General features: G+C 63.8%; 19 protein-coding genes. 9 read left to right on the top strand and 10 right to left on the bottom strand.

Going from position 1 to position 22,483, the window contains the following annotated elements:
* Positions 1-7: 7 nt before the first annotated feature.
* Positions 8-124, top strand: a complete 117-nt coding sequence (locus Q1M07_RS18745; RefSeq protein ID WP_366983974.1) for a PEP-CTERM sorting domain-containing protein — start codon at positions 8-10, stop codon at positions 122-124.
* Positions 125-390: 266 nt separating this feature from the next.
* On the opposite strand, the gene Q1M07_RS09040 is transcribed toward Q1M07_RS18745, so the two are convergent.
* The 3 genes from Q1M07_RS09040 to Q1M07_RS09030 are packed head-to-tail and all read right to left on the bottom strand — an operon-like array spanning position 391 to position 6,416.
* Complete coding sequence (locus Q1M07_RS09040; protein ID WP_300453169.1) at positions 391-3,531, bottom strand: efflux RND transporter permease subunit; 3,141 nt, start codon at positions 3,529-3,531, stop codon at positions 391-393.
* Positions 3,532-3,555: 24 nt separating this feature from the next.
* Entirely contained in the window at positions 3,556-5,148 is a 1,593-nt protein-coding gene (locus tag Q1M07_RS09035) for an efflux RND transporter periplasmic adaptor subunit (protein WP_300453167.1), read from the bottom strand.
* Positions 5,145-6,416, bottom strand: a complete 1,272-nt coding sequence (locus tag Q1M07_RS09030; RefSeq protein ID WP_300453165.1) for a TolC family protein — start codon at positions 6,414-6,416, stop codon at positions 5,145-5,147. The genes Q1M07_RS09035 and Q1M07_RS09030 overlap by 4 nt, the downstream gene beginning before the upstream one ends.
* A gap of 253 nt (positions 6,417-6,669) precedes the next feature.
* On the opposite strand from Q1M07_RS09030, the gene Q1M07_RS09025 reads away from it, so the two are divergent.
* On the top strand, positions 6,670-7,353 hold the full coding sequence (locus Q1M07_RS09025) for a heavy metal response regulator transcription factor (RefSeq protein WP_300453163.1): 684 nt from the start codon (positions 6,670-6,672) through the stop codon (positions 7,351-7,353).
* A gap of 14 nt (positions 7,354-7,367) precedes the next feature.
* Positions 7,368-8,741, top strand: a complete 1,374-nt coding sequence (locus Q1M07_RS09020; RefSeq protein WP_300453162.1) for a heavy metal sensor histidine kinase — start codon at positions 7,368-7,370, stop codon at positions 8,739-8,741.
* 8 nt (positions 8,742-8,749) lie between these two features.
* Here the strand turns inward: Q1M07_RS09020 and Q1M07_RS09015 are convergent, their stop codons facing one another.
* From Q1M07_RS09015 to Q1M07_RS08990, 6 genes are all read right to left on the bottom strand, one after another.
* The gene (locus tag Q1M07_RS09015) at positions 8,750-9,211 is read right to left on the bottom strand and encodes a hypothetical protein (protein WP_300453161.1); all 462 of its coding nucleotides are present in this window, start codon (positions 9,209-9,211) and stop codon (positions 8,750-8,752) included.
* Between the two features lie 302 nt (positions 9,212-9,513).
* Entirely contained in the window at positions 9,514-9,753 is a 240-nt protein-coding gene (locus Q1M07_RS09010; RefSeq protein WP_300453160.1) for a hypothetical protein, read from the bottom strand.
* A gap of 249 nt (positions 9,754-10,002) precedes the next feature.
* Positions 10,003-11,646, bottom strand: coding sequence for a cation/acetate symporter ActP (gene actP / locus Q1M07_RS09005; protein ID WP_300453159.1), 1,644 nt, complete (start codon positions 11,644-11,646; stop codon positions 10,003-10,005).
* Positions 11,643-11,954, bottom strand: coding sequence for a DUF485 domain-containing protein (locus Q1M07_RS09000; RefSeq protein WP_300453157.1), 312 nt, complete (start codon positions 11,952-11,954; stop codon positions 11,643-11,645). The genes actP and Q1M07_RS09000 overlap by 4 nt, the downstream gene beginning before the upstream one ends.
* 310 nt (positions 11,955-12,264) lie before the next feature.
* Complete coding sequence (locus Q1M07_RS08995) at positions 12,265-13,323, bottom strand: 2Fe-2S iron-sulfur cluster-binding protein (RefSeq protein ID WP_300453155.1); 1,059 nt, start codon at positions 13,321-13,323, stop codon at positions 12,265-12,267.
* Between the two features lie 78 nt (positions 13,324-13,401).
* Complete coding sequence (locus Q1M07_RS08990; protein WP_300453153.1) at positions 13,402-14,427, bottom strand: ferritin-like domain-containing protein; 1,026 nt, start codon at positions 14,425-14,427, stop codon at positions 13,402-13,404.
* Between the two features lie 531 nt (positions 14,428-14,958).
* Between Q1M07_RS08990 and paaN the strand changes: the two genes are divergently transcribed.
* From paaN to pcaF, 4 genes are all read left to right on the top strand, one after another.
* The gene (paaN, locus tag Q1M07_RS08985; RefSeq protein WP_300453151.1) at positions 14,959-16,623 is read left to right on the top strand and encodes a phenylacetic acid degradation protein PaaN; all 1,665 of its coding nucleotides are present in this window, start codon (positions 14,959-14,961) and stop codon (positions 16,621-16,623) included.
* Positions 16,624-16,885: 262 nt separating this feature from the next.
* The gene (gene paaG, locus Q1M07_RS08980) at positions 16,886-17,677 is read left to right on the top strand and encodes a 2-(1,2-epoxy-1,2-dihydrophenyl)acetyl-CoA isomerase PaaG (protein WP_300453149.1); all 792 of its coding nucleotides are present in this window, start codon (positions 16,886-16,888) and stop codon (positions 17,675-17,677) included.
* A 137-nt stretch (positions 17,678-17,814) separates the two neighbouring features.
* Positions 17,815-19,140, top strand: coding sequence for a phenylacetate--CoA ligase PaaK (gene paaK / locus Q1M07_RS08975; RefSeq protein WP_300453147.1), 1,326 nt, complete (start codon positions 17,815-17,817; stop codon positions 19,138-19,140).
* A complete protein-coding gene (pcaF, locus tag Q1M07_RS08970; RefSeq protein ID WP_300453146.1) occupies positions 19,133-20,338 on the top strand; it encodes a 3-oxoadipyl-CoA thiolase in 1,206 nt (401 codons plus the stop codon). Before paaK ends, pcaF begins: the two co-directional genes overlap by 8 nt.
* 52 nt (positions 20,339-20,390) lie before the next feature.
* Here pcaF and Q1M07_RS08965 read toward each other — a convergent pair whose 3' ends face one another.
* Positions 20,391-21,374, bottom strand: coding sequence for an AraC family transcriptional regulator (locus Q1M07_RS08965; RefSeq protein ID WP_300453144.1), 984 nt, complete (start codon positions 21,372-21,374; stop codon positions 20,391-20,393).
* Positions 21,375-21,593: 219 nt separating this feature from the next.
* Between Q1M07_RS08965 and Q1M07_RS08960 the strand changes: the two genes are divergently transcribed.
* Together Q1M07_RS08960 and Q1M07_RS08955 are read left to right on the top strand one after the other, a co-directional pair.
* On the top strand, positions 21,594-22,034 hold the full coding sequence (locus Q1M07_RS08960; RefSeq protein WP_300453142.1) for a MaoC family dehydratase N-terminal domain-containing protein: 441 nt from the start codon (positions 21,594-21,596) through the stop codon (positions 22,032-22,034).
* A 12-nt stretch (positions 22,035-22,046) separates the two neighbouring features.
* Positions 22,047-22,460 (top strand): MaoC family dehydratase, encoded by a 414-nt coding sequence (locus tag Q1M07_RS08955; protein WP_300453140.1) that lies wholly within the window; start codon positions 22,047-22,049, stop codon positions 22,458-22,460.
* Positions 22,461-22,483: the final 23 nt, after the last annotated feature.

The following is a 22,483-nucleotide window of genomic DNA, read 5'->3' as shown; positions in this document are numbered from 1 at the left end:
GTACGACATCTTCGACAATGTCGACTTCACGCTGAACCGCGCTCCGGAGCCGGGTTCCATCGCTCTCGTCGGTCTCGCCCTGCTCGGGCTGGGTGCCGGTCGGGTACGCAAGGCGGCCAAGTAAGTTAGGGGACGCGGCCAGAGCGTAAGCTCTGGTCCTGGCGGCAAGCGCCGCTGGATCTGTCGGCCGCCAGGCGGTGATAGCGGAGGAGCCTCTGGGCTCCTCCGTTTTTTTTTTTCCTGCTTTCGGCGCGCGAACCGGCCGCAAGGTGGCGCGGTGGCACGAGGCGTCGGAGGACCTTCACTTAACCGGGCGTACGCGCCGCCTGACGTCTCGGACGCTGGCCGCCCGACGGGATGCCGCCGAGGAAGGATCGCCGGAACTCGGTCCTAGCGCGGTAGAGCCTTACTCCGTTGCATCGACCATCGCTTGACCAGCGTGTAAATCGCCGGAATCACGATGAGCGTCAGCACAGTCGAGGAAAGCATGCCGCCGACCATTGGCGCGGCGATGCGGCTCATCACTTCCGATCCGCTGCCACGGCTCCACAGAATGGGCAACAGACCCGCGATGATTGCGACGACGGTCATCATCTTCGGCCGCACACGCTCGACGGCGCCTTCCATGACCGCTCCGTGAAGGTCGGCGACGTCTGGCGAACGCCCCGCCGTGCGGCACTTCGCCTTGACCGCTTCCCAGGCGTGGTCGAGGTAGATCAGCATGATGACGCCGGTTTCGGCCGCCACCCCGGCGAGTGCGATGAAACCGACGACGACGGCGACCGACAGGTTGTAGTCGAGCAGCCACATTAGCCAGACGCCACCGATCAGGGCGAAAGGCACCGAGAGCATGACGATCAGTGTTTCGCCGAGGCGCTTGAAGTTGAGGTAGAGCAGCACGAAGATCGACAGCAGGGTCACCGGGATGACGATCTTCATTTTCTCTATCGCCCGCTCCATGTACTCGAACTGGCCGCTCCAGGTGACGTAATAGCCGGGCGGGAACTTGACCTGTTCGGCAACCGCCTTTTTCGCGTCGGCGACATAGCCGCCGATGTCGCGCTCGCGGATGTCGACGTAGATGTAGGCCGAGAGCAGCGAATTCTCGGTGCGGATGCTCGGCGCGCCCTTGGCGACGACGACGCTGGCCACGTTCCCGAGCGGGATCATGGCGCCGTCCATGGTGGAGATCAGAACTTCGCGGGCAATCTGCTGCGGGTCGGAGCGCAGTTCGCGCGGATAGCGGACGGTGACGCCGAAGCGCTCGCGACCCTCGACCGTGGTCGTCACCAGCTCGCCGCCCAGCGCGCTGCCGATGACGTCCTGCAGATCGCCGACCGCCAGACCGTAGCGCGCGAGTTGTGCGCGATCGGGCTCGATGTTGAGGTAGAAACCGCCGGTGAGGCGCTCGGCGAAGACGCTGGTCGTTCCGGGAACGGTCCTGACGACGGACTCGATGTCGCGGGCCAGCTTTTCCATCGTCTCCAGTTCCTTGCCGAAGACCTTGATGCCGATCGGCGTACGAATGCCGGTAGACAGCATGTCGATGCGCGCCTTGATCGGCATCGTCCAGGCGTTGGCGATACCGGGAAACTGCAACGCGCGGTCGAGCTCGGCAATCAGCTTGTCGGTTGTCAGGCCGGCGCGCCATTCGGATTCCGGTTTCAGGTTGATCACCGTTTCGAACATCTCGGTCGGCGCCGGATCGGTCGCCGTGTTGGCGCGCCCCGCCTTGCCATAGACCGATGCCACTTCGGGAAAGCTCTTGATGATCTTGTCTTGCGTCTGCAGCAGTTCGGCCGCCTTGGTGATCGACATACCGGGCAGCGAGGCCGGCATGTAGAGCAGCGTTCCCTCGTTGAGCGTCGGCATGAACTCGGAACCGAGCCTGGCGGCGGGATAGACCGAAACCGTCAGGGCGAGTACGGCGAGTCCGATAGTCAGTTTCGGGCGGCGCATTACGCCGGCGATGATCGGTCGATAGATCCGGACCAGGCAGCGATTGACCGGATTTTTCGCCTCCGGCATGATCCTGCCGCGGACAAACAGCTGCATCAGCACCGGTACCAAGGTGATCGACAGCAGCGCCGCGCCGGCCATGGCGAAGGTCTTGGTGTAGGCGAGCGGCGAGAACAGCCGGCCTTCCTGCCCCTCGAGGCTGAAGACCGGCAGGAAGGAGACGGTGATGATCAGCAGCGAAAAGAAAAGCGCCGGTCCGACTTCCTTGCATGCGGTGAGCATGGCTGCGGCGCGTTCGCTGGTCGAGTGGCCTTCAGGCAGACGTTCCAGGTGTTTGTGCGCGTTTTCGATCATCACGATGGCGGCGTCGATCATGGCGCCGATGGCGATGGCAATGCCGCCCAGACTCATCAGGTTGGAGTTCATTCCCAGCGCGCGCATGGCGATAAAGGCGATGAGGATGCCGACCGGCAGCATCAGGATGGCGACCAGCGCGCTGCGTACGTGCAGCAGAAAGACGATGCAGACCAGCGCGACGATGAGCGATTCCTCGAAGAGCGTTCGTTTGAGCGTCTCGATGGCGCGGTGAATCAGCTCGGAACGGTCGTAAGTGGTTTCCACCGTCACCCCCGCCGGCAGCCCGGGGCCTATTTCAGCGATCTTGGCCTTCAGATTGTGGATGACTTCGAGCGCGTTCTGGCCATAACGCGCCATGGCGATTCCCGACACCACCTCGCCTTCTCCGTTGAGTTCGGTCAGACCGCGCCTTTCGTCGGGCACGAGTTCGACGCGCGCGATGTCGCGGACGAGGACCGGCGTTCCGCGATCGCTCTTGACCACCAGATTTTCGATGTCGTTCCGGCCGCGTAGATAGCCTTTGCCACGCACCATGTATTCGGTCTCGGCCATTTCGACCACGCGCCCGCCGACATCGCGGTTGGAGTCACGGATCACCTGCGCGACCTTCATCAGCGGAATGCCGTAGGCGCGCAGTCTGGCCGGGTCGACGGTGACCTGATAGGTCTGCACGAAGCCGCCGATCGACGCCACTTCGGCCACTCCCTGCGCTTTACTCAGTTGATAGCGCAGGTACCAGTCCTGGATGGTGCGCAGTTCGGCCAGCGTTTTGTCTTTGGCGAGCAGGGCGTACTGATAGACCCAGCCGACCCCGGTAGCATCGGGACCGAGCGATGGCGAGACACCCCGGGGCAAGCGGCCAGCAACGGAGTTCAGGTACTCGAGGACGCGCGAACGGGCCCAATAGATGTCCGTGCCGTCGTCGAAAATGACGTACACGAAGGAAGCGCCAAAGAAGGAAAAGCCGCGCACGACGCGTGATCTGGGGACCGACAGCATGGCCGTCGTGAGCGGGTAGGTGACCTGGTCTTCGACCACTTGCGGTGCTTGGCCGGGATACTCGGTGTAGACGATGACCTGCACGTCCGAGAGGTCGGGCAGGGCGTCGATTGGCGTGCGCAGTACGGCGTAAATGCCGCCCAGGGTGACAAAAAGGGTGGCGAGCAGAACCAGAAAACGGTTCCGGCCCGACCAGTCGATAAGGCTCGCCAGCATCGTGCGAATCTCCTTGGCGGCGCTTCAGTGGCCGGCGTGCGGGTTGGCGGGCCTGGGCTGGGTGGCGCCTCCGGCCAGCGGCTCGACCGCCGTGATCACCCACTCTCCCGGCTGACGTTCGACGAATTCGAAGGCCACCCGGCCGCCAGGCGCCAGCGCCGTCAGCAGGGAGTCGTTGGCGACCTTGAACGGCATGCTCATGGCCGGCCACTTGAGGCTGTCGACCGGGCCGTGTGCGAGCTCGACGGTGCCGGTCCCGGCGTCGACGCGGATCACCGTTCCCTCGGCCCGGTGCCCTGGGCCAGCTGCCTTGCCGGGTGGGGCGACGGCGGCAGCGGCAGTCGAGGCCGGCGCGAGACCGCCGATTGCCGCCTTGAGGTTGCTTTCGGCGTCGATCAGGAAGTTGGCCGCCACCACCACCCGTTCGCCGTCCCGTACGCCGTCGAGAACTTCGACGTAGTCGTCACTGCGCGCACCGAGCTTGACCTCGCGTGGCGCGAAGCGGCCTTCGCCAAGCTCGATCAAGACGATCTGCCGCTTTCCGCTGTCGATCACCGCCGAAAGCGGAACGCTGACTCCCATCGACCGGCCGGCGACCGGCAGTTCGACCTGCGCGAACATTGCCGGCTTGAGCAACAGATCCGGATTGGCAAGTTCGATGCGCAGCGCAACGGTTCGCGTCGCGGCCTCGAGGGTCGGATAGATGTAGCTCACGACACCGTGGAAAACCTTCTCCGGGTAGGCGTTGACCCGGATTTTTGCGTGACTGCCGGTGCGCAGCAGGCCGATGTCCTGTTCGAAGACCTCGGCGATGACCCATACCGATGACAGGTCGGCCACCTGGTACAGTGTTTCCCCAGGCGTGAAGCGCATGCCTTGCTGGGCCTTCTTTTCGGTCACGATGCCAGCCACTGGCGAGCGGAAGGTCATCGTCCGCCGGCTGGCGCCGGATGCGGCGAGTTCTCTGACCTGTTCGGCCGAGATGTCCCAGTTCCTGAGCCGCTGCAAGCTCGCCGCCGCCAGTTCCCGCATTCCCGCCTGGGCTTCGCCGCCGGCCTCCTCGAGTGCCGCGACGCCTTGCGCGGCAATAGCATATTCGCGTTGCGCGGAAACCAGCTCGGGGCTATAGACCTCGAACAGCGGTTGCCCCTTGGCGACCGGCTGGCCGTTGACATTGACGTGCAGTCGCTCGACGTAGCCCTCGAATTTGGCGGTGATGGTGAACTGGCGACCTTCGTTGGGCACGATACGACCGGCCGCGCGCAGCGTCCGGTCCAGGCGGCGCTGTTGTGCGGCCTCGCTACGCACGCCCAGCTTCTGCACCTTCTCGGTACTGATGCGGATCTGTCCGGCCGCCGCGGGGTCGGTCTCCTGTTCGTCGGCATAGACTGGCGTGTAATCCATTCCCATGGCGTCCTTCTTCGGCACCGGCGAGGTGTCGGGCAAGCCCATCGGGTTCCGGTAATACAGGATCTTGCGCGGCTCGCCCGCCTCGCCGGCCGCCGGATTGGCGTCGGGTGACGACGCGGCACCCCGGCCGCCCAGCCAGTAGCCCGCGCCGGCGGCCACCGCCAGCAGCGCGACGAAGCCGATGACGCGTGCGCTGCCTTGCTTCATGGTTCTTCCCCCAACAGTTTTTCGATGGCCGCGAGACGAATCTGCGCTTCGCTCTGCGCCTTGATCTGGCTTTGCTTCGCTTGCCGAATCCGGCGCTGCGCTTCGAGCAGAGTAGCGAAGTCTACCTTGCCGGTCTCGTAACCGGCCAGCGCGGCGCGAAAGCCGAGTTCGGCCTGCGGCAGCAGACTGGTCGTGGCCAGTGTTTCGAGTCGCCGTGCCGCTTCGACAGCCACCAGGTTTTCCGAGAGTTCAGCCAGCACCTGGTTGGCGGCGGCCTCCTTGCGCGACCCGGCGGCGGCCAGCATGGCCTCCGATTCGCGTTCCTGCGCGCGCCGTGTCGATTGCTGGAGAGGGATGTTGAGTTCGACCATCACTTCCCATTCCTTGACGGCATTCTGGTACTGGATCGGCCCGAAGCCGACGGTGAAATCCGGGTAGCGGTTGCGGTACGCTAGTTCGCGGCTTTTCTGCGCCGCCTTGAGGCGCGATTCCTCGGTGGACAGGACGGGGTTGCGCGACCGGACGCGTTCCTCCAGCGCCGCATAGTCGAGCTTCGCCGGCGGCGGCAGCGGCGGCAGCCTTTCGGGTTCGGCGAGCGCCGCCGTCGCCGGGCGCGCCAACAGGGCGTTGAGGCGTGCGTTGGCTTGGCGGCGCTCGCTTTCGAGGGTCAGCAGTTCGCTGCGCATGCCGGTCTGCTCGACCTGCGCGCGGATGACGTCCTGCTGGGCGGCGAGGCCTCCGGCGTAGCGCGCCTGAGCGACCTTCTCCAGGCGAGCGATGAGGTCGAGGATTTCGCGCGTCAAACTTTCGTTACGGTACAGGTAGTAGCGCTGGGCGTGCGCGACCTTGATTCTCGCCGCCAGTTCGGACCAGGCGCTTTGCGCACGGCCGCTGGCGGCATCCGCTTCGAGTTCGGCAATCTCGCGCTTCAGCTCGCGCTTGCCAAACCAGGGCAGGTCCTGCGACAGCAGGTAGCGCGTGCTGCCCACCTGGCTCGGCGACAGGGTGGCATTCTGCTCTCCCGAGCGGGTGATGTCGCGCAGTTCCATTCTGAAACGGGGGTCGGCGAGCGCGCCGGCCGGGCCGACGCGCTCGCCTGCCGCGTCGGCCTCCGAGCGTGCCGCCGCGTAGTCGGGATTGGTCTGCCGCGCGAAAACGAGCAAACCTTCGACGTTCCTGCCGAGAGCGCCGTCCTGGGCAAGCGCTGGCGCCGCCATGACGAGCGCCACGTACAGGGCCGACGCCCGGGCAGCGATGACTCCTCGCATACATGCTCCCTGAGTAAGGCAAAGTGTCGATTCCAGACCGCGTGTCGAGGTCCGGAAAATGGCCGTTGGGTCGTCCCGCGCCAGCCATGGGCGATCCGGCGAGGCGCGGGGACAGCGGTGCAAGGATCGTATGATGCTGGCGCCCGGCTAACAAGAGGCTGTCGTGTCGGTTACATTGCTGTAATCTTCGCCGCAGCCACTCGGGCCAGGGCAAACTGGCGCGAAATCATGGGGCTGACGAAGGATATCGGCGATGAAAATTCTCGTGGTCGAGGACCAGACGAAGACCGGGAACTACCTGAAGCAAGGTCTGACGGAGGCGGGCTTCGTGGTCGACTTGGCACGGACCGGCGAGGACGGCCTGCACTGTGCGCTGACCGAGGCCTACGATCTGCTCGTTCTCGACGTCATGCTGCCCGGCATCGACGGCCTGGAGGTACTGCGCGGCATTCGCCGGGCAGGCAGGGAAACACCGGTGTTATTCCTGACTGCGCGCGATGAGGTCGACGATCGGGTGCGCGGCCTGGAGTCGGGGGCCGACGATTATCTGGTGAAACCCTTCGCTTTTTCGGAACTGCTGGCCCGCGTGCGCAGCCTGCTGCGCCGCGGCGGCAAGGCTACGGAGTCGGAACTCCTACGTGCCGCCAATCTCGAGCTGGACCTGATGCGCCGCCGGGTCAGCCGCTCGGGCAAGCGGATCGATCTGACGGCCAAGGAATTCGCCCTTCTGGAACTGCTGCTGCGCCGTCAGGGCGAGGTTCTGCCTCGTTCTCTGATCGCTTCGCAGGTCTGGGACATGAATTTCGACAGCGATACCAACGTGATCGAAGTTGCTATCCGCCGGCTGCGGGCAAAGATCGACGATGACTTCGAACCCAAGCTCATCCGCACGGTGCGCGGCATGGGCTACGTCCTCGAGGCGGCGACGTGCGACTGAGCGGACGCCGCTCGATGAGCTTCCGCCTGACGATGCTCTTTTCCTTGTCGTCGACGGTAGTCCTGCTGTTGTTGGGTTACCTGATTGCCGCCGCGGTCGAGCGGCACTTCGTGGAGCAGGATGCTGAGCTGTTGGGGGGAAAGCTCGAACTGGCGCGGCACGCCCTGGAAAAGGTGCGTTCGCCAGACGATCTTGCCGTTTTGCCGCGGCAACTGGCCGATTCGCTGGTCGGTCATCATGGCCTGGCTGTCATCGTCGTCGGCCCGTCCGGTCAAACGCTGTTCGCCAGCGCCGACGCCGAGTTTCCACGCGCGCTGCTCGACAGCCAGGCGGCGGTGGAGTCAGCAACTCGGCCACGGGTCTGGCGGACAAGCGACCAGCGCCCGATGCGTGGCGTTTCCGCCGTCGCGCGAACGGGAATCGAGGGCGCGCGGCCCGCGCTCGTCGGCGTCGCGACCGACATTTCGCACCACGAGCATTTCATGCGTTCGTTCAGGCGGACGCTGTGGTCTTTCGTCGCCTCGGCCGCTTTGCTGACGGGTATTCTCGGCTGGCTTGCCGTCCGCCGCGGACTCGCGCCGCTGCAGGCGATTCGGCGCGAAGCGGCGGGGATCACCGCGCATCGACTGCATTACCGGCTGCCGACCGACGCCACTCCGGTCGAACTGGCCGAACTGGTGGCAACGCTGAACGCGATGCTGGCCCGCCTGGAAGATTCGTTTCGCCGCTTGACCGATTTTTCTTCCGACATTGCCCATGAACTGCGCACCCCGGTCACCAATCTCTTGACCCAGACCCAGGTCACGCTGGCCAAGGAAAGGTCGGCCGCCGAGTACGGCGAGGTGCTTGCCTCGAACGCCGAGGAACTGGAGAGCCTGTCGCGCATGATCTCCGACATGCTCTTGCTGGCCAGGTCGGACAACGATCTGGTCATTCCCGAACGGCAGCCGATCGACCTGGTCGACGAAGTGCGGGGATTGTTCGCATTTTACGAGGCGCTGGCCGACGAGAAGTCCGTCGTTCTGACCTGCTCGGGAAGCGGTTGCGTCGCCGGCGACCGGCTGATGCTGCGCCGGGCGATCAGCAATCTGCTGTCGAATGCGCTACGTCATACGCCCACCGGCGGGCACATTGCCGTCCGGGTCGACGACACGGACGCCGACCGGGTCAGGCTGTCGGTCGAAAACTCCGGCCCAACCATTGCGCCCGAACATTTGCCGCGTGTGTTCGACCGCTTCTATCGCGCCGACCCTTCGCGCCAGCGCGCGGGCGACGGAACAGGACTCGGGCTGGCCATCACGCGCTCCATCCTGCGTGCGCATGGCGGTGACGCCTGCATCCGTTCGGCCGACGGCGTCACCGTCTGCGAGTTGCTGTTCAGGCCCTGAGCGTCCGCTCAGGGCTGCCCGGGCTGGCAAACGACGTTCAGTTCGCGGCACACCGCGAGTATTCGCGTCACGATGGTCGGCGTGCTCGACATCGTGTTGCCAGGATGTGCGGTCGACACCAACAGTTGCGACATGTGCTCGTCGAGCGGATTGACCTGGATGCCGCCGATCCGTGTGCCGTCGGTGAACTCGACCAATCGTCTGGCCTCATCGCTGCGCGTTACCCGGACTTCGGAGTTCTGCGCCAAGAGCCGCTTGATGGTTTCGAACACCTTGTCCGGCGCGACTTCGACGATCACTGCGGCGGTGTCGTAGGAGACGCCGCCGCTCGGCGCCGACTGCGACATCTGCTCGATGCGCCCGATGACCTTGCGGGTGAGAAACAGCGCCTGCGCCTCGACGACGCCGCTCATCGCCAGCAGCACGCTGCCGAGCAGGAAGCTGTTGCGCAAGTTCGATAGTGTTTTCACAACGTACCACCTCCAATCCATTGCCGCGTCACTCGACCCGCCCGGCGCTCAGCGCCGGAACCGGCCGCCACCGAAGCCCCCCCGCCGAAACCGCCCTCGCCGCCGCAGCTTGCCGGATAGGGGTAGTAGATCGGCACGACGCCCGGTTAGACTACCGGCGGATAGTCGTAGCCGGTGCCGTAGACGATCACCCCGGCACAGACGTAGGCTATCGTGAAGCCGAAAGTCACGTTTTCCGGTGTCGAAGCGTAGACTCGCACGTCAGTGTACGGGTAAAGCGGTCCGGCGGATATCGGCGAAGTTTACGTCGTACGGAAATGCTGCGAAGGGGCCGGCAGGGTTCCGGCAGGCGCCCACGGTCCGTTGGCGTCGTAAGCGCGCAGCCAGCCGCCGCTGTCACCGTCGAAGAAGACGCTCCAGTTGGTGTTGACGGCATAGCTCAGCGAAGTTCCGGCGACTGGAGCCAGCACCGGCACGCCATCGAAGATCAGCAGACTGGCGGCACGCTGGCTGACGAAGAGGCGAGGCGCCTCGTCTTGCACCGCGGCCGCCGGCGGGTTTTCATTTGTTCGACCTCGACGATCCGATTTGCCTCGCCCGATCGCCTATCGGCGCAAAGCCTGCGGCCCTGCGGCGATAGTAGTCGGCAGGTGGGAGAAAGGGAAGCCTAGACGACGCTTTCGTCGACTGCTTTCCGTCTCCGCCGCCGCTTGCTCAGGCGCTGGGTGAGAAGGACAAAAAAAGGGCACGCCGGCCAGGCCGGCATGCCCTCTTCTGGCGAACGGTGACGCCTATCTGGCGTAGCCCGTCTCCGCCATCACGTCCTGATCGTCGAACGTGGCGCGGTCCTGCTGCGCCTGTGGGCTGTTGTCCATGATCGAAACCAGCCAGGCGGTGATGAAGGCCAGCGGCATCGAGAAGAGCGCCGGCTGTTCATACGGAAAGAGCGGCTTCGGGTAGCCCAGGACAGTTACCCAGACGGCCTTCGAAAAGATCACGAAGGCGAGCGCCGAGACGAGCCCGATCAGTCCACCGAGCACCGCGCCTCGCGTCGTCAGCCCTCGCCAGTACATCGACAGGATCAGCATCGGGAAACTGGCCGAAGCGGCGATGCCGAGTGTCAGGCCGGAAAGGAAGGCCAGGTTGTGCTTTTCGAACATGATGCCGAGGGCAACCGCCAACACGCCGAGGCCAAGAGACGCCGTCTTGGAGACGCGGATCTCGTCGGCTTCCGTGGCCGTCCCTCGCTTGATCGCGTTGGCATAGATGTCGTGCGAGATCGCCGATGCTCCCGCCAGCGCGAGGCCCGAAACGACGGCCAGGATGGTCGCGAAGGCCACAGCGGCCATGAAGCCGAGCAGCAGGTTGCCGCCCACCGCGTGCGCCAGGTGCATGGCCGGCATGTTGCCGCCGCCGAGCAGTTTGCCGCCGATCGTTCCGCCCTCGAAGTACTGCGGATCCGTACCGACGAGGACGACGGCCGACAACCCGATGAGGCCGATCATGAGGAAGAAGAAGCCCATGACGCCGGTGGCGACGAAGACGCTCTTGCGCGACTCGACCGAATTGGGAACAGTGAAGAAACGCATCAGGATGTGCGGCAGACCAGCGGTGCCAAAAACCATTCCCAAGGCTAGCGAAACGGCCGAAACGGGGTCAGCGAACATCACGCCGGGCGCCAGAATCTTGATTCCGTCCTTGTGCACGGAGACCGCTTTCGCGGCCAGCGCTTCGAAGCTCAGGCCGAACTTGACGAAAGCGAGCATCGCGACCAGCGTACCGCCGGCCACCAGGAGCACCGCCTTGACGATTTGCACCCAAGTGGTGGCGATCATGCCGCCGAAAGTGACGTAGATCACCATCAGGACGCCTACCGCGACGACCGCGACCCAGTACTCGATGCCGAACAGCAGCTTGATGACCTGCCCGGCGCCGACCATCTGGGCGATGAGATAGAAGATGACCACGGTCAGCGAGCTGATGGCGGTCATCGTTCGCACCGGTCGCTGCGCAAGCCGGAACGACATGACGTCGGCGACGGTGTAGCGCCCGAGGTTGCGCAGGCGTTCGGCCATGATGAACAGAATCATCGGAAAGGCGACGATCAGGCACAGACAGTAGAGGAAGCCGTCGTAGCCCTTGGCGAAGATGAGGCTGCTGATGCCGAGCAGGGTCGCCGCCGAGAGCAGGTCGCCGGCAATCGCCAGCCCGTTCTGTGTGCCGGTGATGCCCCCGCCGGCCGCGTAGTAGTCGCTCGCCGTCTTGGTCCGTTTGGCCGCCCAATAGGTAATGCCCAGGGTGACCAGGACAAAGAAGACGAACATCATGATCGCCGGCAAGTTGGCGGCCTGAGTCTTGACCTCGGCGGCAAGGGCTGGGTTGAGCAGACCGAAGGCCGTGGCCGCGAGAAGCATTTTCAGAATGAAGGAATTCATTTGGCCGCCTCCCGTAGGATTTCTTCGGTCAGACCGTCGAAGTCGCGTGTCGCCCGGCGGACATACAGACCCGTCGAAAGCCAGAAGAACACGATCATCGCGACGCCGATCGGAACGGCGACGGTGGTGACGCCGGAACTGGAAATCGGAATCGCCAACCATTGGGGGCTGAAGGCGATCACCAGTACGAAAGTGAAAAAGACTCCCAGAGTGCTACCGGTCAGGGTCCAGGCCAGACGTTTACGCCGATTCACCAGTTCCGGGTATTTGGGGTGGTTGCGAACCCGCTGAGAAAAATCTGTTGACATTTAATCCTCATCTCCTCTTCGCATTTTTTAGGTGTTGATCTACAACTTATCGGCATCTCGCAGCGATGCCGTTTGGTACGCACGCAAACAAGATCTTTACATAGGCACCTCCTGGTTGCCGCCAGCGTGTTCGCTAGCCGAAGAGAGTATCGCCTTGCCGCGCGGGATGACGCAAGCGCCACGGGGCGCCGGCTAGGGCGTAGAAAGGCGCGCACCAAGGGGCGGCCGGCCGGTTGGTCGGTCGCCTGCCACCCCACCGGGAGTCCCACGGCAGGGGCAGGCTTAGCACACGGCGTCTGTCGATCACTCGCTACCCGCGTTCGGGCGGTGAGATCATTTGGCTGGCGGGTGGCACGAGGGGTCGTTGTTGCCGGAAGTAGCCCTCGCTGTGAATCATCTTGGCGCGAGCGCCAAGCAGCTTCACGGCGCGTACGCAGTCGTCCACGAATTCCGGGCTGCCGGCGACGAATATGCAAAACTCGGACAGATCCTTGAACAGGCTAGGGAGGATCTCTGGAATCCGTCCACACAGACCGTCGTGGGCTTCGCGGGTAAGCGTATACAGATAGCGAAAACCCGGGTGCTTGGCCTGCCACCAGGCCATCAAGCCCGAGTCGTACAGATCGGCCGTCGTGCGCGCCGAAAACAACAGGGTTACGGGCTGGCTATAACCGCGACGCAACGCCGCGTCGGCCAAAGCGAGTACCGGCGCCAGTCCCGAGCCGGCGGCGATGCAGAGCACCGGCGCGTCAACCGAGGGGTCGCCGATGAAGGTACCGTAGGGCCCGGACAGTGAAACCGTGCGGCCGACGGTCAGATTCTCATGTACCCAGGTGCTGGTCAGACCGGCGTCGACACGCGTGATCTGCAGCGAGATTTCACCGTCCGGGCGCGGCGCGTTGGCTATCGAGTAGGAGCGCGGTGGAATGCCGGCTGCCGGGTCGCCAAGCAGAACGTATTGCCCGGGCCAGTAGCGCATCGGCTTGGCGAGCGGACGAAAACGCAGTTCCAGAATACGCGCCGTGCGCCATTGCCGGTCGACGACGATGAAGGCCTGATTTTCCTGCGGTGGAAAAAGCTTGGGCTGCGCATCCTCGGTACCCCAATCGATGACGATTTCGTCCGAAATGGGCTTGGCCATGCACATCAGCCCGAAGCCCTCGTGGCGCTCCTGCTGCGACAGCGCCATGTCGAGGACGAAGCCCTGGTCGAAAGTGCCGCTCAGCACTTTGACCTTGCATTCGCCGCAAGCGCCGGCACGACAGTTATTGGGCAGGGCGTAACCGGCGGCCTCGAGTGCTTCGAGGACTGCGCTGCCCTCCTGGCATTCGACAACATGTCCCGACGGGTGCAAACGAATATGCTTCATGTCAAGTTCCGCGCTTCATGGATGCATGAGTGGCGGCCAGTCGCCTGGCCGCCACGCTAAGTGAGGCACCGAGAGGCCTCAGAATACGGGAATGATGTCCTCCATGTCGATGTCCCGGATCTCCTCGCCGGTGATCCCCACCTCGGGAATCGCCGGGAACGGAATGTTGAACTTGTCGAGCACGCCCTTGAGGTTGAGCATCGCGTTCCGCCAGTTGTCCTTCTTGGCTTCGTACTCGGGAACCTGGAAACCGGCCGTACGGGCGATGGCTTCGGCTTCGCGCTGCGTGGCGATGAAGTCTTCCGGAATATCCCAGAAATCTGCCGGCGGCTCGAAGAGAACGCCGGACAGGAACAGGAAGCCGGCGCGGATCTGCTTGGTGATGAGCGGCCGATCGGACACGTCGAGCTTAGGATAGTCACGTTCCATGAGCGACATGCAGATCGCCATGTGCCGGCCCTCGTCGCGCCCGACGTTGCGGAAGGCTTCCTTGAACACCGGTTCGGTGCATTGGGCGGCCATTTGGTGGAAGATCGTCGCCGCCGCAATCTCGCCCATCAGGAAGGAGCTGAAGAGGACCGCCAGGCTGTACTTGGGTACCGCCGTCTTGTAGCCCTCCCAGTAACGCGAGCCGTTGTAGTACAGCCAATGCGCGTTCTTCTGGACTTTTCGGCCGATTTCCGTTTTCGGCACATAGGTCAGCGGATCGGGATGCTCCAGCAATCTGGTGATCGCCATGCCGCATAGCTGCTCATGGTTCTGTTCGTCACGCGTCACCGAGAAGAAACAGCGCCGCACCGCATCTTCCTCGTGCGCCTCGTAGGTCTTGATCAGCGCGGCGGCAAACACGGGTGGCGCCGACGCGTCGAAGACGGAAAGAATGGTCCACCAGTAGGCGATCGCCTCGCGCTGTTCCCACGAGTACTTGGAGAGGTCGAGCGTATTCCAAGGCAGTTTCTTGGGATCCCACGCTTCGCGCAGCGACGCGTCCCAGATGTCCTCTACTTTTTTGGTTTGGGCGTGCCAGCTCAATGGGAAAATGTTGGGCTGCGCGGCGGCCGTCGGGAGTTCCATTTTCCCGGCCAGGCGTTCGTGTCTCGACATCGATGCTTTCCTCTCAGGTTGGTTGCGTGATCCCGTCACACCGTAGTGGTGAGGCCGGGTGTATGTCGGTCGTGCGGGCGGCAGCAAGGCCTTCCTGCGTCGGGGTTTCAGGAAACCCGGACCGGCCTCCAGAGCTGGCGCTGCAGGTTGTCACACCTCGTATGGCCAGTCTGCCGGACCGCAGATTGGAGCAGATAATGTTACATCTGTCGAGCGTTTGTCAACCCTTCTTGTATCGCAAAGCGGCCAAATGCGGCGCGGGGAACGAAGCGCCTGTGGCGACCCGCCAGGCTTCTCTCCGCTCACCAGCAGCGGCTCCATCGTATTGATAAGGTCGGGGAATTGGACGTTCTCGAAAGTCGTCGCGAGGCCTCGGGACGGGCCGCGGTCGCCGGCCAATCCGGATACATAGCGTTGACAGTCTCCGACGTTGTTTGTATCGTCTCGACCATAGCAGGATGGCTCGGCCGCTTCGCCGGTCGGGAAGTCTTGCCCGAACAGAAGTACTGTCCTAATCATGCGGAGGAAGTTATGCCCCACCCGTTGTTCGATAAGCACCGCGACACCCTGAATGCCGCACTTGAAGCGATTGGTAGGCGCGGGTACTGGTCCCCCTACAACGAGATGCCGAGCCCGAAGGCCTATGGGGAGACCGCTTTCCAGGACGGCAAGGCAGCCATCGACGCCCTGCGTGGCGGCGAGTTTCCGCTGACGGGTCAGCCTGGGCGAACCGGGACGGTCGCTTCGGAGCACTCGCCCTACGGCGTCGATCTGTCGATCAGCTATCCGGAATGCGATCCCCAAGCCTTGCTCGACGCCGGTCTCGCGGCGATGCCGGCCTGGCAGCGCATCGGCGCCGACGGGCGCACCGGCGTTTGCCTCGAAGCTTTGCAGCGGCTCAATCAACGTAGCTTCGAGATCGCCCACGCGGTCATGCTGACCACCGGGCAAGGCTGGATGATGGCCTTCCAGGCCGGTGGACCGCACGCTCAGGATCGCGGCCTCGAAGCGGTGGCCTACGGCTGGCGGGAGATGTCGTTCGTGCCGCAGGAGGCGGTCTGGGAAAAACCGCAGGGCAAGAACCCGCCGCTGGTGATGCGCAAGCACTTCGAAGTGGTTGGGCGCGGCGTCGCACTGGTCATCGGCTGCGGTACTTTTCCGACCTGGAACACCTATCCTGGCCTTTTCGCTTCGCTGGTCACCGGCAACGCGGTGATCGTCAAACCGCACAGCAATGCCATTCTGCCAGCCGCGATCACGGTGGCGATCATCCGCGAGGTACTGGCCGAGAACGGCATCGATCCCAATCTGGTCACTCTCGCGGTGACCTCGGGACGGGCCAGCACGCAGCGGCTGGCGACCCACCCGGCTGTCAAGCTGGTCGATTTCACCGGCGGCAACAGCTTTGGCCGCTGGTTGATCGACAACTGTCGGCAGGCGCAGGTCTATGCCGAACTGGCGGGTGTCAATAACGTGGTCATCGAGTCCACCGATGCCTATCAGGCAATGCTGAAGAATCTCGCTTTCACCTTGGCGCTTTACTCGGGCCAGATGTGTACCACGACGCAAGCGATCATCGTTCCCGCCGGCGGCATCGAAACCGACCAGGGCCACAAGACCTTCGATCAGGTGGCTAGCGACCTGGGGGCGGCGATCGATGGATTGTTGGCCAAACCCGAGATCGCCACGGCGGTTCTCGGGGCGATCCAGTCGTCCGATACGCTGGCCAGGATCGAGGGCGCGGCGGCGCTCGGCGAGGTTGTCCTGGCATCGCGCAAGATCGAGCACGCAGAGTTCCCGGCCGCTGAGGTGCGTACGCCCGTCCTTCTCAAATGCGACGCGGCGAACGAAGCGTCGTACATGGAGGAACGTTTCGGGCCCATCAGTTTCGTCGTGCGGGTGGCCGACAGTGCCAGCGCCATCGCTCTTTCGGAGCGCCTGGTGAGCGAGCACGGCGCCCTGACCGTGGGCCTTTATTCGACCAGGCCGGAGATCGTCGAGGCGATGACTGCCGCGACTTGGCGCTCACAGGTGGCGCTGTCGATCAATCTGAGCGGTGGCGTATACGTCAACCAATCGGCGGCTTATTCGGACTACCATGCGACGGGCGGCAATCCTGCCGCTACGACGTGCTATGCCGACTCGGCTTTCGTCGCCAACCGCTTCCGCGTCGTCCAGCGGCGCTATCACGTTTGATCCGATGCCCGGGTGCTCGCCAAGCTCTCTGGCGAGCACCCGGAACCAGTGATGCGGCGCCCTCCGAGGATGGCTTTCCGGCTTCGGCGAACAGAATTCGATCGCTTCGGTGACGACCCGGGAGGCTGATTCGGGACACGTTGCCCGACAGCCACGGCGCTGACGCGTGGCGAAGCGCGTTGCCGCTGCGCCTTCCAGATGGGCAGCAAGCTGCCCGACAATACCGTTTGTGGCTCGCAATTATTGACTTCAGGGGGTAATCATGGCTTTCGAGACCATTCTCTTTTCGGTAGTAGACGGGGTGGCACGCCTCACCCTGAATCGGCCGGACCGCCTCAACAGCTTTACCGAACAGATGCACGCGGAAGTGCGGGTAGCGCTGGAACAACTGCGTAGCGACCCGACCGCCCGCGTTCTGGTGCTCGGTGGCGCCGGGCGAGGCTTCTGCGCCGGCCAGGATCTGGCCGATCGTTCCGTCCTGCCTGGCGCGGAGCCGGTCGATTTGGGCGCCAGTGTCGAAAACAATTACAAGCCCTTGGTTCTGGCGCTTCAGAACCTGGAAATGCCGACCATCTGCGCGGTCAACGGCGTTGCCGCCGGTGCCGGAGCGAATCTGGCGCTGGCCTGCGATCTCGTCATCGCCAGTCGCTCGGCCAGTTTCATCCAGTCGTTCAGCAAGATTGGCCTGATTCCGGACACCGGCGGCAGCTTTGTTCTGCCGCAGCGCGTCGGTGTTGCCCGGGCCATGGGACTGGCGCTGCTCGGCGACAAGCTGAGCGCCGAGCAGGCAGCCGCCTGGGGCCTGATCTGGGCTTGTGTCGACGATGCCGAGTTTGCGGCGTCGGTCGACCGGCTGGCCGCACAACTGGCGCTCGCGCCGACCAAGGCTCTGGTACGTACGCGGCAAGCGATTCGTGCCAGTCACACGAATACGCTCGAACAGCAGTTGGACCTGGAACGCGACTACATGCGCGAATTGGGGCACAGCCGCGATTACCGAGAGGGTGTCAACGCTTTCATGGAAAAGCGCGCGCCACGCTACACTGGCGAATGATTCATGCAAGGCTGCGTAGAACAGCCCGCTGCCGGCTTGCTGTGCCTGCCGGCAGCGATCAGGGAGTATGGCCAACTGACCGCGGCGCCCGCGGGTCAGCAATTTTCACGACCACGTTATAGAAAAAGGAGGAGTTTATGCCCGTGAGGTTTCCCCAGCCAGGTGAACTGGAGCCTATCGAGCGCGCCAGCCGCGATGAGATTGCCGCACTGCAGTTGCAGCGTTTGAAATGGTCGCTGAAACACGCCTACGACAACGTTCCCCATTACCAGCGGACGTTTGCCGCCGCCGGCGTTCATCCGGACGACCTGCATCAGCTCGAGGATCTGGCGAAGTTTCCTTTCACCACCAAGACCGACTTGCGCGACAACTACCCCTTCGGCCTGTTTGCGGTGCCGCGCGAGCAGGTGGTACGCGTCCATGCGTCGTCGGGTACGACGGGCAAGCCGGTTGTCGTGGGTTACACGCGCCGCGACATCGACACCTGGGCCGACATCGTCGCACGTTCGATTCGTGCCTCGGGCGGGCGCGCGGGCGACATCGTCCAGGTGACCTACGGCTACGGACTGTTTACGGGCGGTTTGGGCGCCCATTACGGCGCCGAGCGCCTGGGCTGCACGGTGATCCCGATGTCGGGCGGCAACACCGAAAAGCAGGTCCAGATCATCCAGGATTTCAAGCCGGACATCATCATGGTGACGCCCTCGTACATGCTGGTGATTGCCGAGGAATTTGCCAATCAGGGCCTGGACGCCCGCGACTGCTCGCTCAAGGTGGGCATTTTCGGTGCCGAGCCGTGGACCAATGAAATGCGTCGCGAGATCGAAGCCAAGATGGGAATCGACGCGGTCGACATTTACGGTCTGTCGGAGGTCATGGGTCCCGGTGTCGCCAACGAGTGCATCGAAACGAAGGACGGCCCGGTCATCTGGGAAGACCACTTCTACCCCGAAATCATCAATCCGGAGACCGGGGAAGTCTGTGCCGACGGTGAGGAAGGCGAGCTGGTATTCACTTCGCTGACCAAGGAAGCCTTCCCGGTCATCCGTTACCGGACGCGCGACCTGACCCGTCTGCTGCCGCCGACGGCACGCTCCTTCCGCCGATTGGCCAAAATCGTCGGTCGCTCGGACGACATGCTGATCATTCGCGGCGTCAACGTTTTCCCGACCCAGATCGAGGAACTGATCCTGCGCGACGACAAGCTGTCCGGTCAGTATCAGATCGTCGTGTCGCGTGAGGGAATCCTGGATCAGATCGAAGTGATGTGCGAGTTGCAGGCGAACGTTGCGGCGGCGGTGCCGGCGGCCGAAGTCCAGGCCACGGCGCGACGCTTGCAGACGACGATCAAGTCCCTCATCGGCGTCTCGGCCAAGGTCAGCGTACTGCAGCCAAACTCCATTCCGCGCACCCTCGTTGGCAAGGCGAAGCGGGTCATCGACAACAGGCGGATCGATGGCTGAGGCCTTCATTTGCGATGCGCTGCGCACGCCTATCGGTCGCTACGGGGGAAGCCTGGCTGCCCTTCGCCCAGACGACCTGGCGGCGCTGCCGATCAAGGCGCTCATCGAGCGAAACCCGGGGGTTGCCTGGGGTCAGATCGACGACGTGATCTACGGCTGTGCCAACCAGGCGGGAGAGGACAACCGCAACGTCGCTCGCATGGCGGCGCTGCTTGCCGGGCTGCCGGTCGAGGTCGGGGGAACGACGATCAACCGCCTCTGTGGCTCGGGGCTCGACGCGATTGCCCAGGCCGCGCGGGCCATTCGCAGTGCGGAGGCCGAGCTGATGATTGCCGGTGGCGTCGAGAGCATGTCGCGCGCACCCTTCGTCATGGGCAAAGCGAGCACGCCGTTTCAGCGCAGTGTCGAGGTGTTCGACACGACCATCGGCTGGCGATTCGTCAACCCGAAGATGAAGGCCGCCTACGGTATCGATTCGATGCCGGAAACGGCTGAGAACGTGGCTGCCGAGTTCGCCATCGAGCGGGCGGACCAGGACGCCTTCGCTTGGCGTAGCCAACAGCGCTGGGCGGCGGCCGATGCCGCCGGACGATTCGCCGACGAACTCATAGCGGTAGATCTTCCCCAGCCAAAGGGAGAGCCCAAGCGTTTCCTGCGTGACGAGCATGCGCGCCCGGACGTCACGCTGGAGGCGCTGGCCGCCCTGCAGGGAGTGGTCAGGAAGGGTGGTGCGGTAACCGCCGGCAACGCGTCCGGCGTCAACGACGGAGCCTGTGCCTTGATCATCGCCAGTGAGGCCGCGGCGGCCCGCCATGGCCTGGTACCCCGGGCGCGTATCGTCGGCACGGCGGTCGCCGGCGTGGCGCCGCGCATCATGGGTATCGGCCCGGCACCGGCGACGCGCAAGCTGTTGCAGCGCTTGGCGATCGACCTGGCAGACGTCGATCTGATCGAGTTGAACGAGGCGTTCGCCGCTCAGGCGCTGGCCGTCTTGCGGCAGTTGGGTTTGCCTGACGACGCGGCGCACGTCAACCCGAACGGCGGTGCGATCGCCATGGGCCACCCCTTGGGGATGAGCGGTGCGCGACTGGCGACGACGGCAACCTGTGAACTGCAGCGGCGTGGCGGTCGCTATGCGCTGTGTACGATGTGCATCGGTGTCGGACAGGGGATCGCCATGCTGCTCGAGCGAGTCTGACGCGCGGACTCCCGGGACTGGGCGACAGACGTCGTCCAGTCCCGACCGCGTTTCAGGTCTTCAGGGTTCGCCGGCGGTACATTCCGGGCGCGACGCCGGTCCAGGTCTTGAACGCCCGATAGAAGGTAGCCGCGTCGGAAAATCCAATCTGCTCGGCGATTTCCTCGATTGACAGTCGCGAGTGGTCCAGGCAATCGATGGCGATGTCGCGCCGCAGACCATCCTTGATCTCCTGGAAGTTGGTCCCTTCGCTGATCAGCTTGCGATGCAGGGTCCGCTGCGAGAAGCCGAGCGCGTCGGCAGCCTGAACGATGTCCAGATGGCGCGGCAAGGCGTCCCTCAGCAGAACACGGACCTTGTCGCTGAGCAGATCGATCGAGCGATACTGCCACAGGAGATTCCCGGGCGCGGCGCGCAGAAACTGGTTGAGGTTATCGACGTCCTGGCTGACACCGCGTTCCAGGTACTGAACGGGAATGCCCATCGCCGAAACCGGGGCGCCGAAACAGACCTCGCCGGGAAACAGCCGGGCGTATTCGTCGCCGTGCGCGGGACGGGGGCCCGAGAAGGCGACGCCGGACAGGCGGATTCTTTCGCCTACCAACCACGAAGCGAGGATGTGCAGGCTCTTGAAATGCACCATGGGCAGGAAGGTGAGCGTGTCGTGTCCGGCGCCCGACGGGCCGGTCAGCCGGAGCCAGCCAACGTTGCCTTCGCGGCGGAACGACAACTGGATCTCGTCGGTGAGGAGGCGCTGCACTTTGACCCAGCGTGCCAAAACGACATGCAGCGAGAGCGCGCCGAAGAGCGACGCGCGGCACAGGAAAACGAAGCTGCCGCGGCGCATCGGGCGCGCCAGGTGGCCCATCATTTCGTCGTCCAGTTCGTCCATCAGCAAGTGGACAAGCGTCTGGAATTGTGTCCGGGAGACCCGCGCGAATGGCAATTCGAGCAACTCCGGCGGTATGTTGGCACGCTCCAGGAAAGGCGCCGGGTCGCGCTCGAGACGTGCGAGGCCGCTCAGCGTCTCACGCACGAACCCAACGTGGACAGAAACCGGGTGGCTGTTTACCACGACGAATACCCCTCGAGTTGTTTGGCAGATTCTGCAATTTTTAGGCGTGCAGCGCAATGGTGTGAAAGTAGTGTTTTGTCTAGCATGCGCAGCGTTGGCGGTAACAAATGCGTCGCGGTGAGTTCAGGCAACTGACGCCGCACATCTCGTCTCATGATGACGTCGAACTTGGGAGGCACGATGATTGACAAGAAGTGGATTGGCTACACGGGACCGGAAGTACGCTTCGATATCGAACGCGGACGGTTGAAGTTCTTTGCACAGGCGATCGGGGAAAGCAATCCGATCTACCTTGATCAGGCAGCCGCGCAAGCGGCAGGCTACCGCGACCTGCCCGTGCCGCCGACCTTCCTGCTGGCGGCCGACCTCGATTCGAACGAGTTGTTCAGCACGCTGGCCAAAATGGGCGTGCCGCTCGGACGAATTCTGCACGGTGAGCAGGGATACACCTACTACAAGCCGGTCTGCGCCGGCGACTCGGTGACCGTGCGTGCGACGATCTCCGACATTTACGACAAGAAGAACGGTGCCCTCGAGTTCATCGTTCGCGACTCGACGGTTACCGATGCCAGTGGCGAGTTGGCAGCCGAGTTCCGCAGCGTAATCGTTGTGCGCAATTGAGGAGATACTGAAATGCCCGAACAAAAAGCGATCAATGTTGGCGATGTACTGCCAGAAGTCAAACTGCCGCCGGTCAACCGCACCACGCTGGCCCTGTTTGCCGGAGCGTCCGGCGACCACAACCCGATTCACATCGACATCGATTTCGCCCGCAAGGCGGGGATGCCCGACGTCTTCGCGCATGGCATGCTGGGCATGGCCTGGCTGGGCAGACTGCTGACCAACTGGCTGCCGCAATCGCAGTTGCGCCAGTGGTCCGTGCGCTTCCTCGGCATCACCAACCTCGGCGATCGAATCACCTGCAGCGGACGGGTGGTGGAAGTGTTTGAGCAGGACGGCGAGCGCCGTGCCAAGCTGGAGATCCAGACCGCCAATCAGGACGGCGAAGTCAGGATCGCTGGCGACGCGGTGGTGAGCCTGTCCTGACTGTTCAGACAGAACTCGATATT

It is taken from the genome of Accumulibacter sp., from assembly GCF_029255285.1.
Classification (GTDB): Bacteria; Pseudomonadota; Gammaproteobacteria; order Burkholderiales; family Rhodocyclaceae; genus Accumulibacter.
The sequence above is the reverse complement of the archived record's forward strand: the minus strand, read 5'-3'. Positions and strand labels throughout refer to the sequence as shown.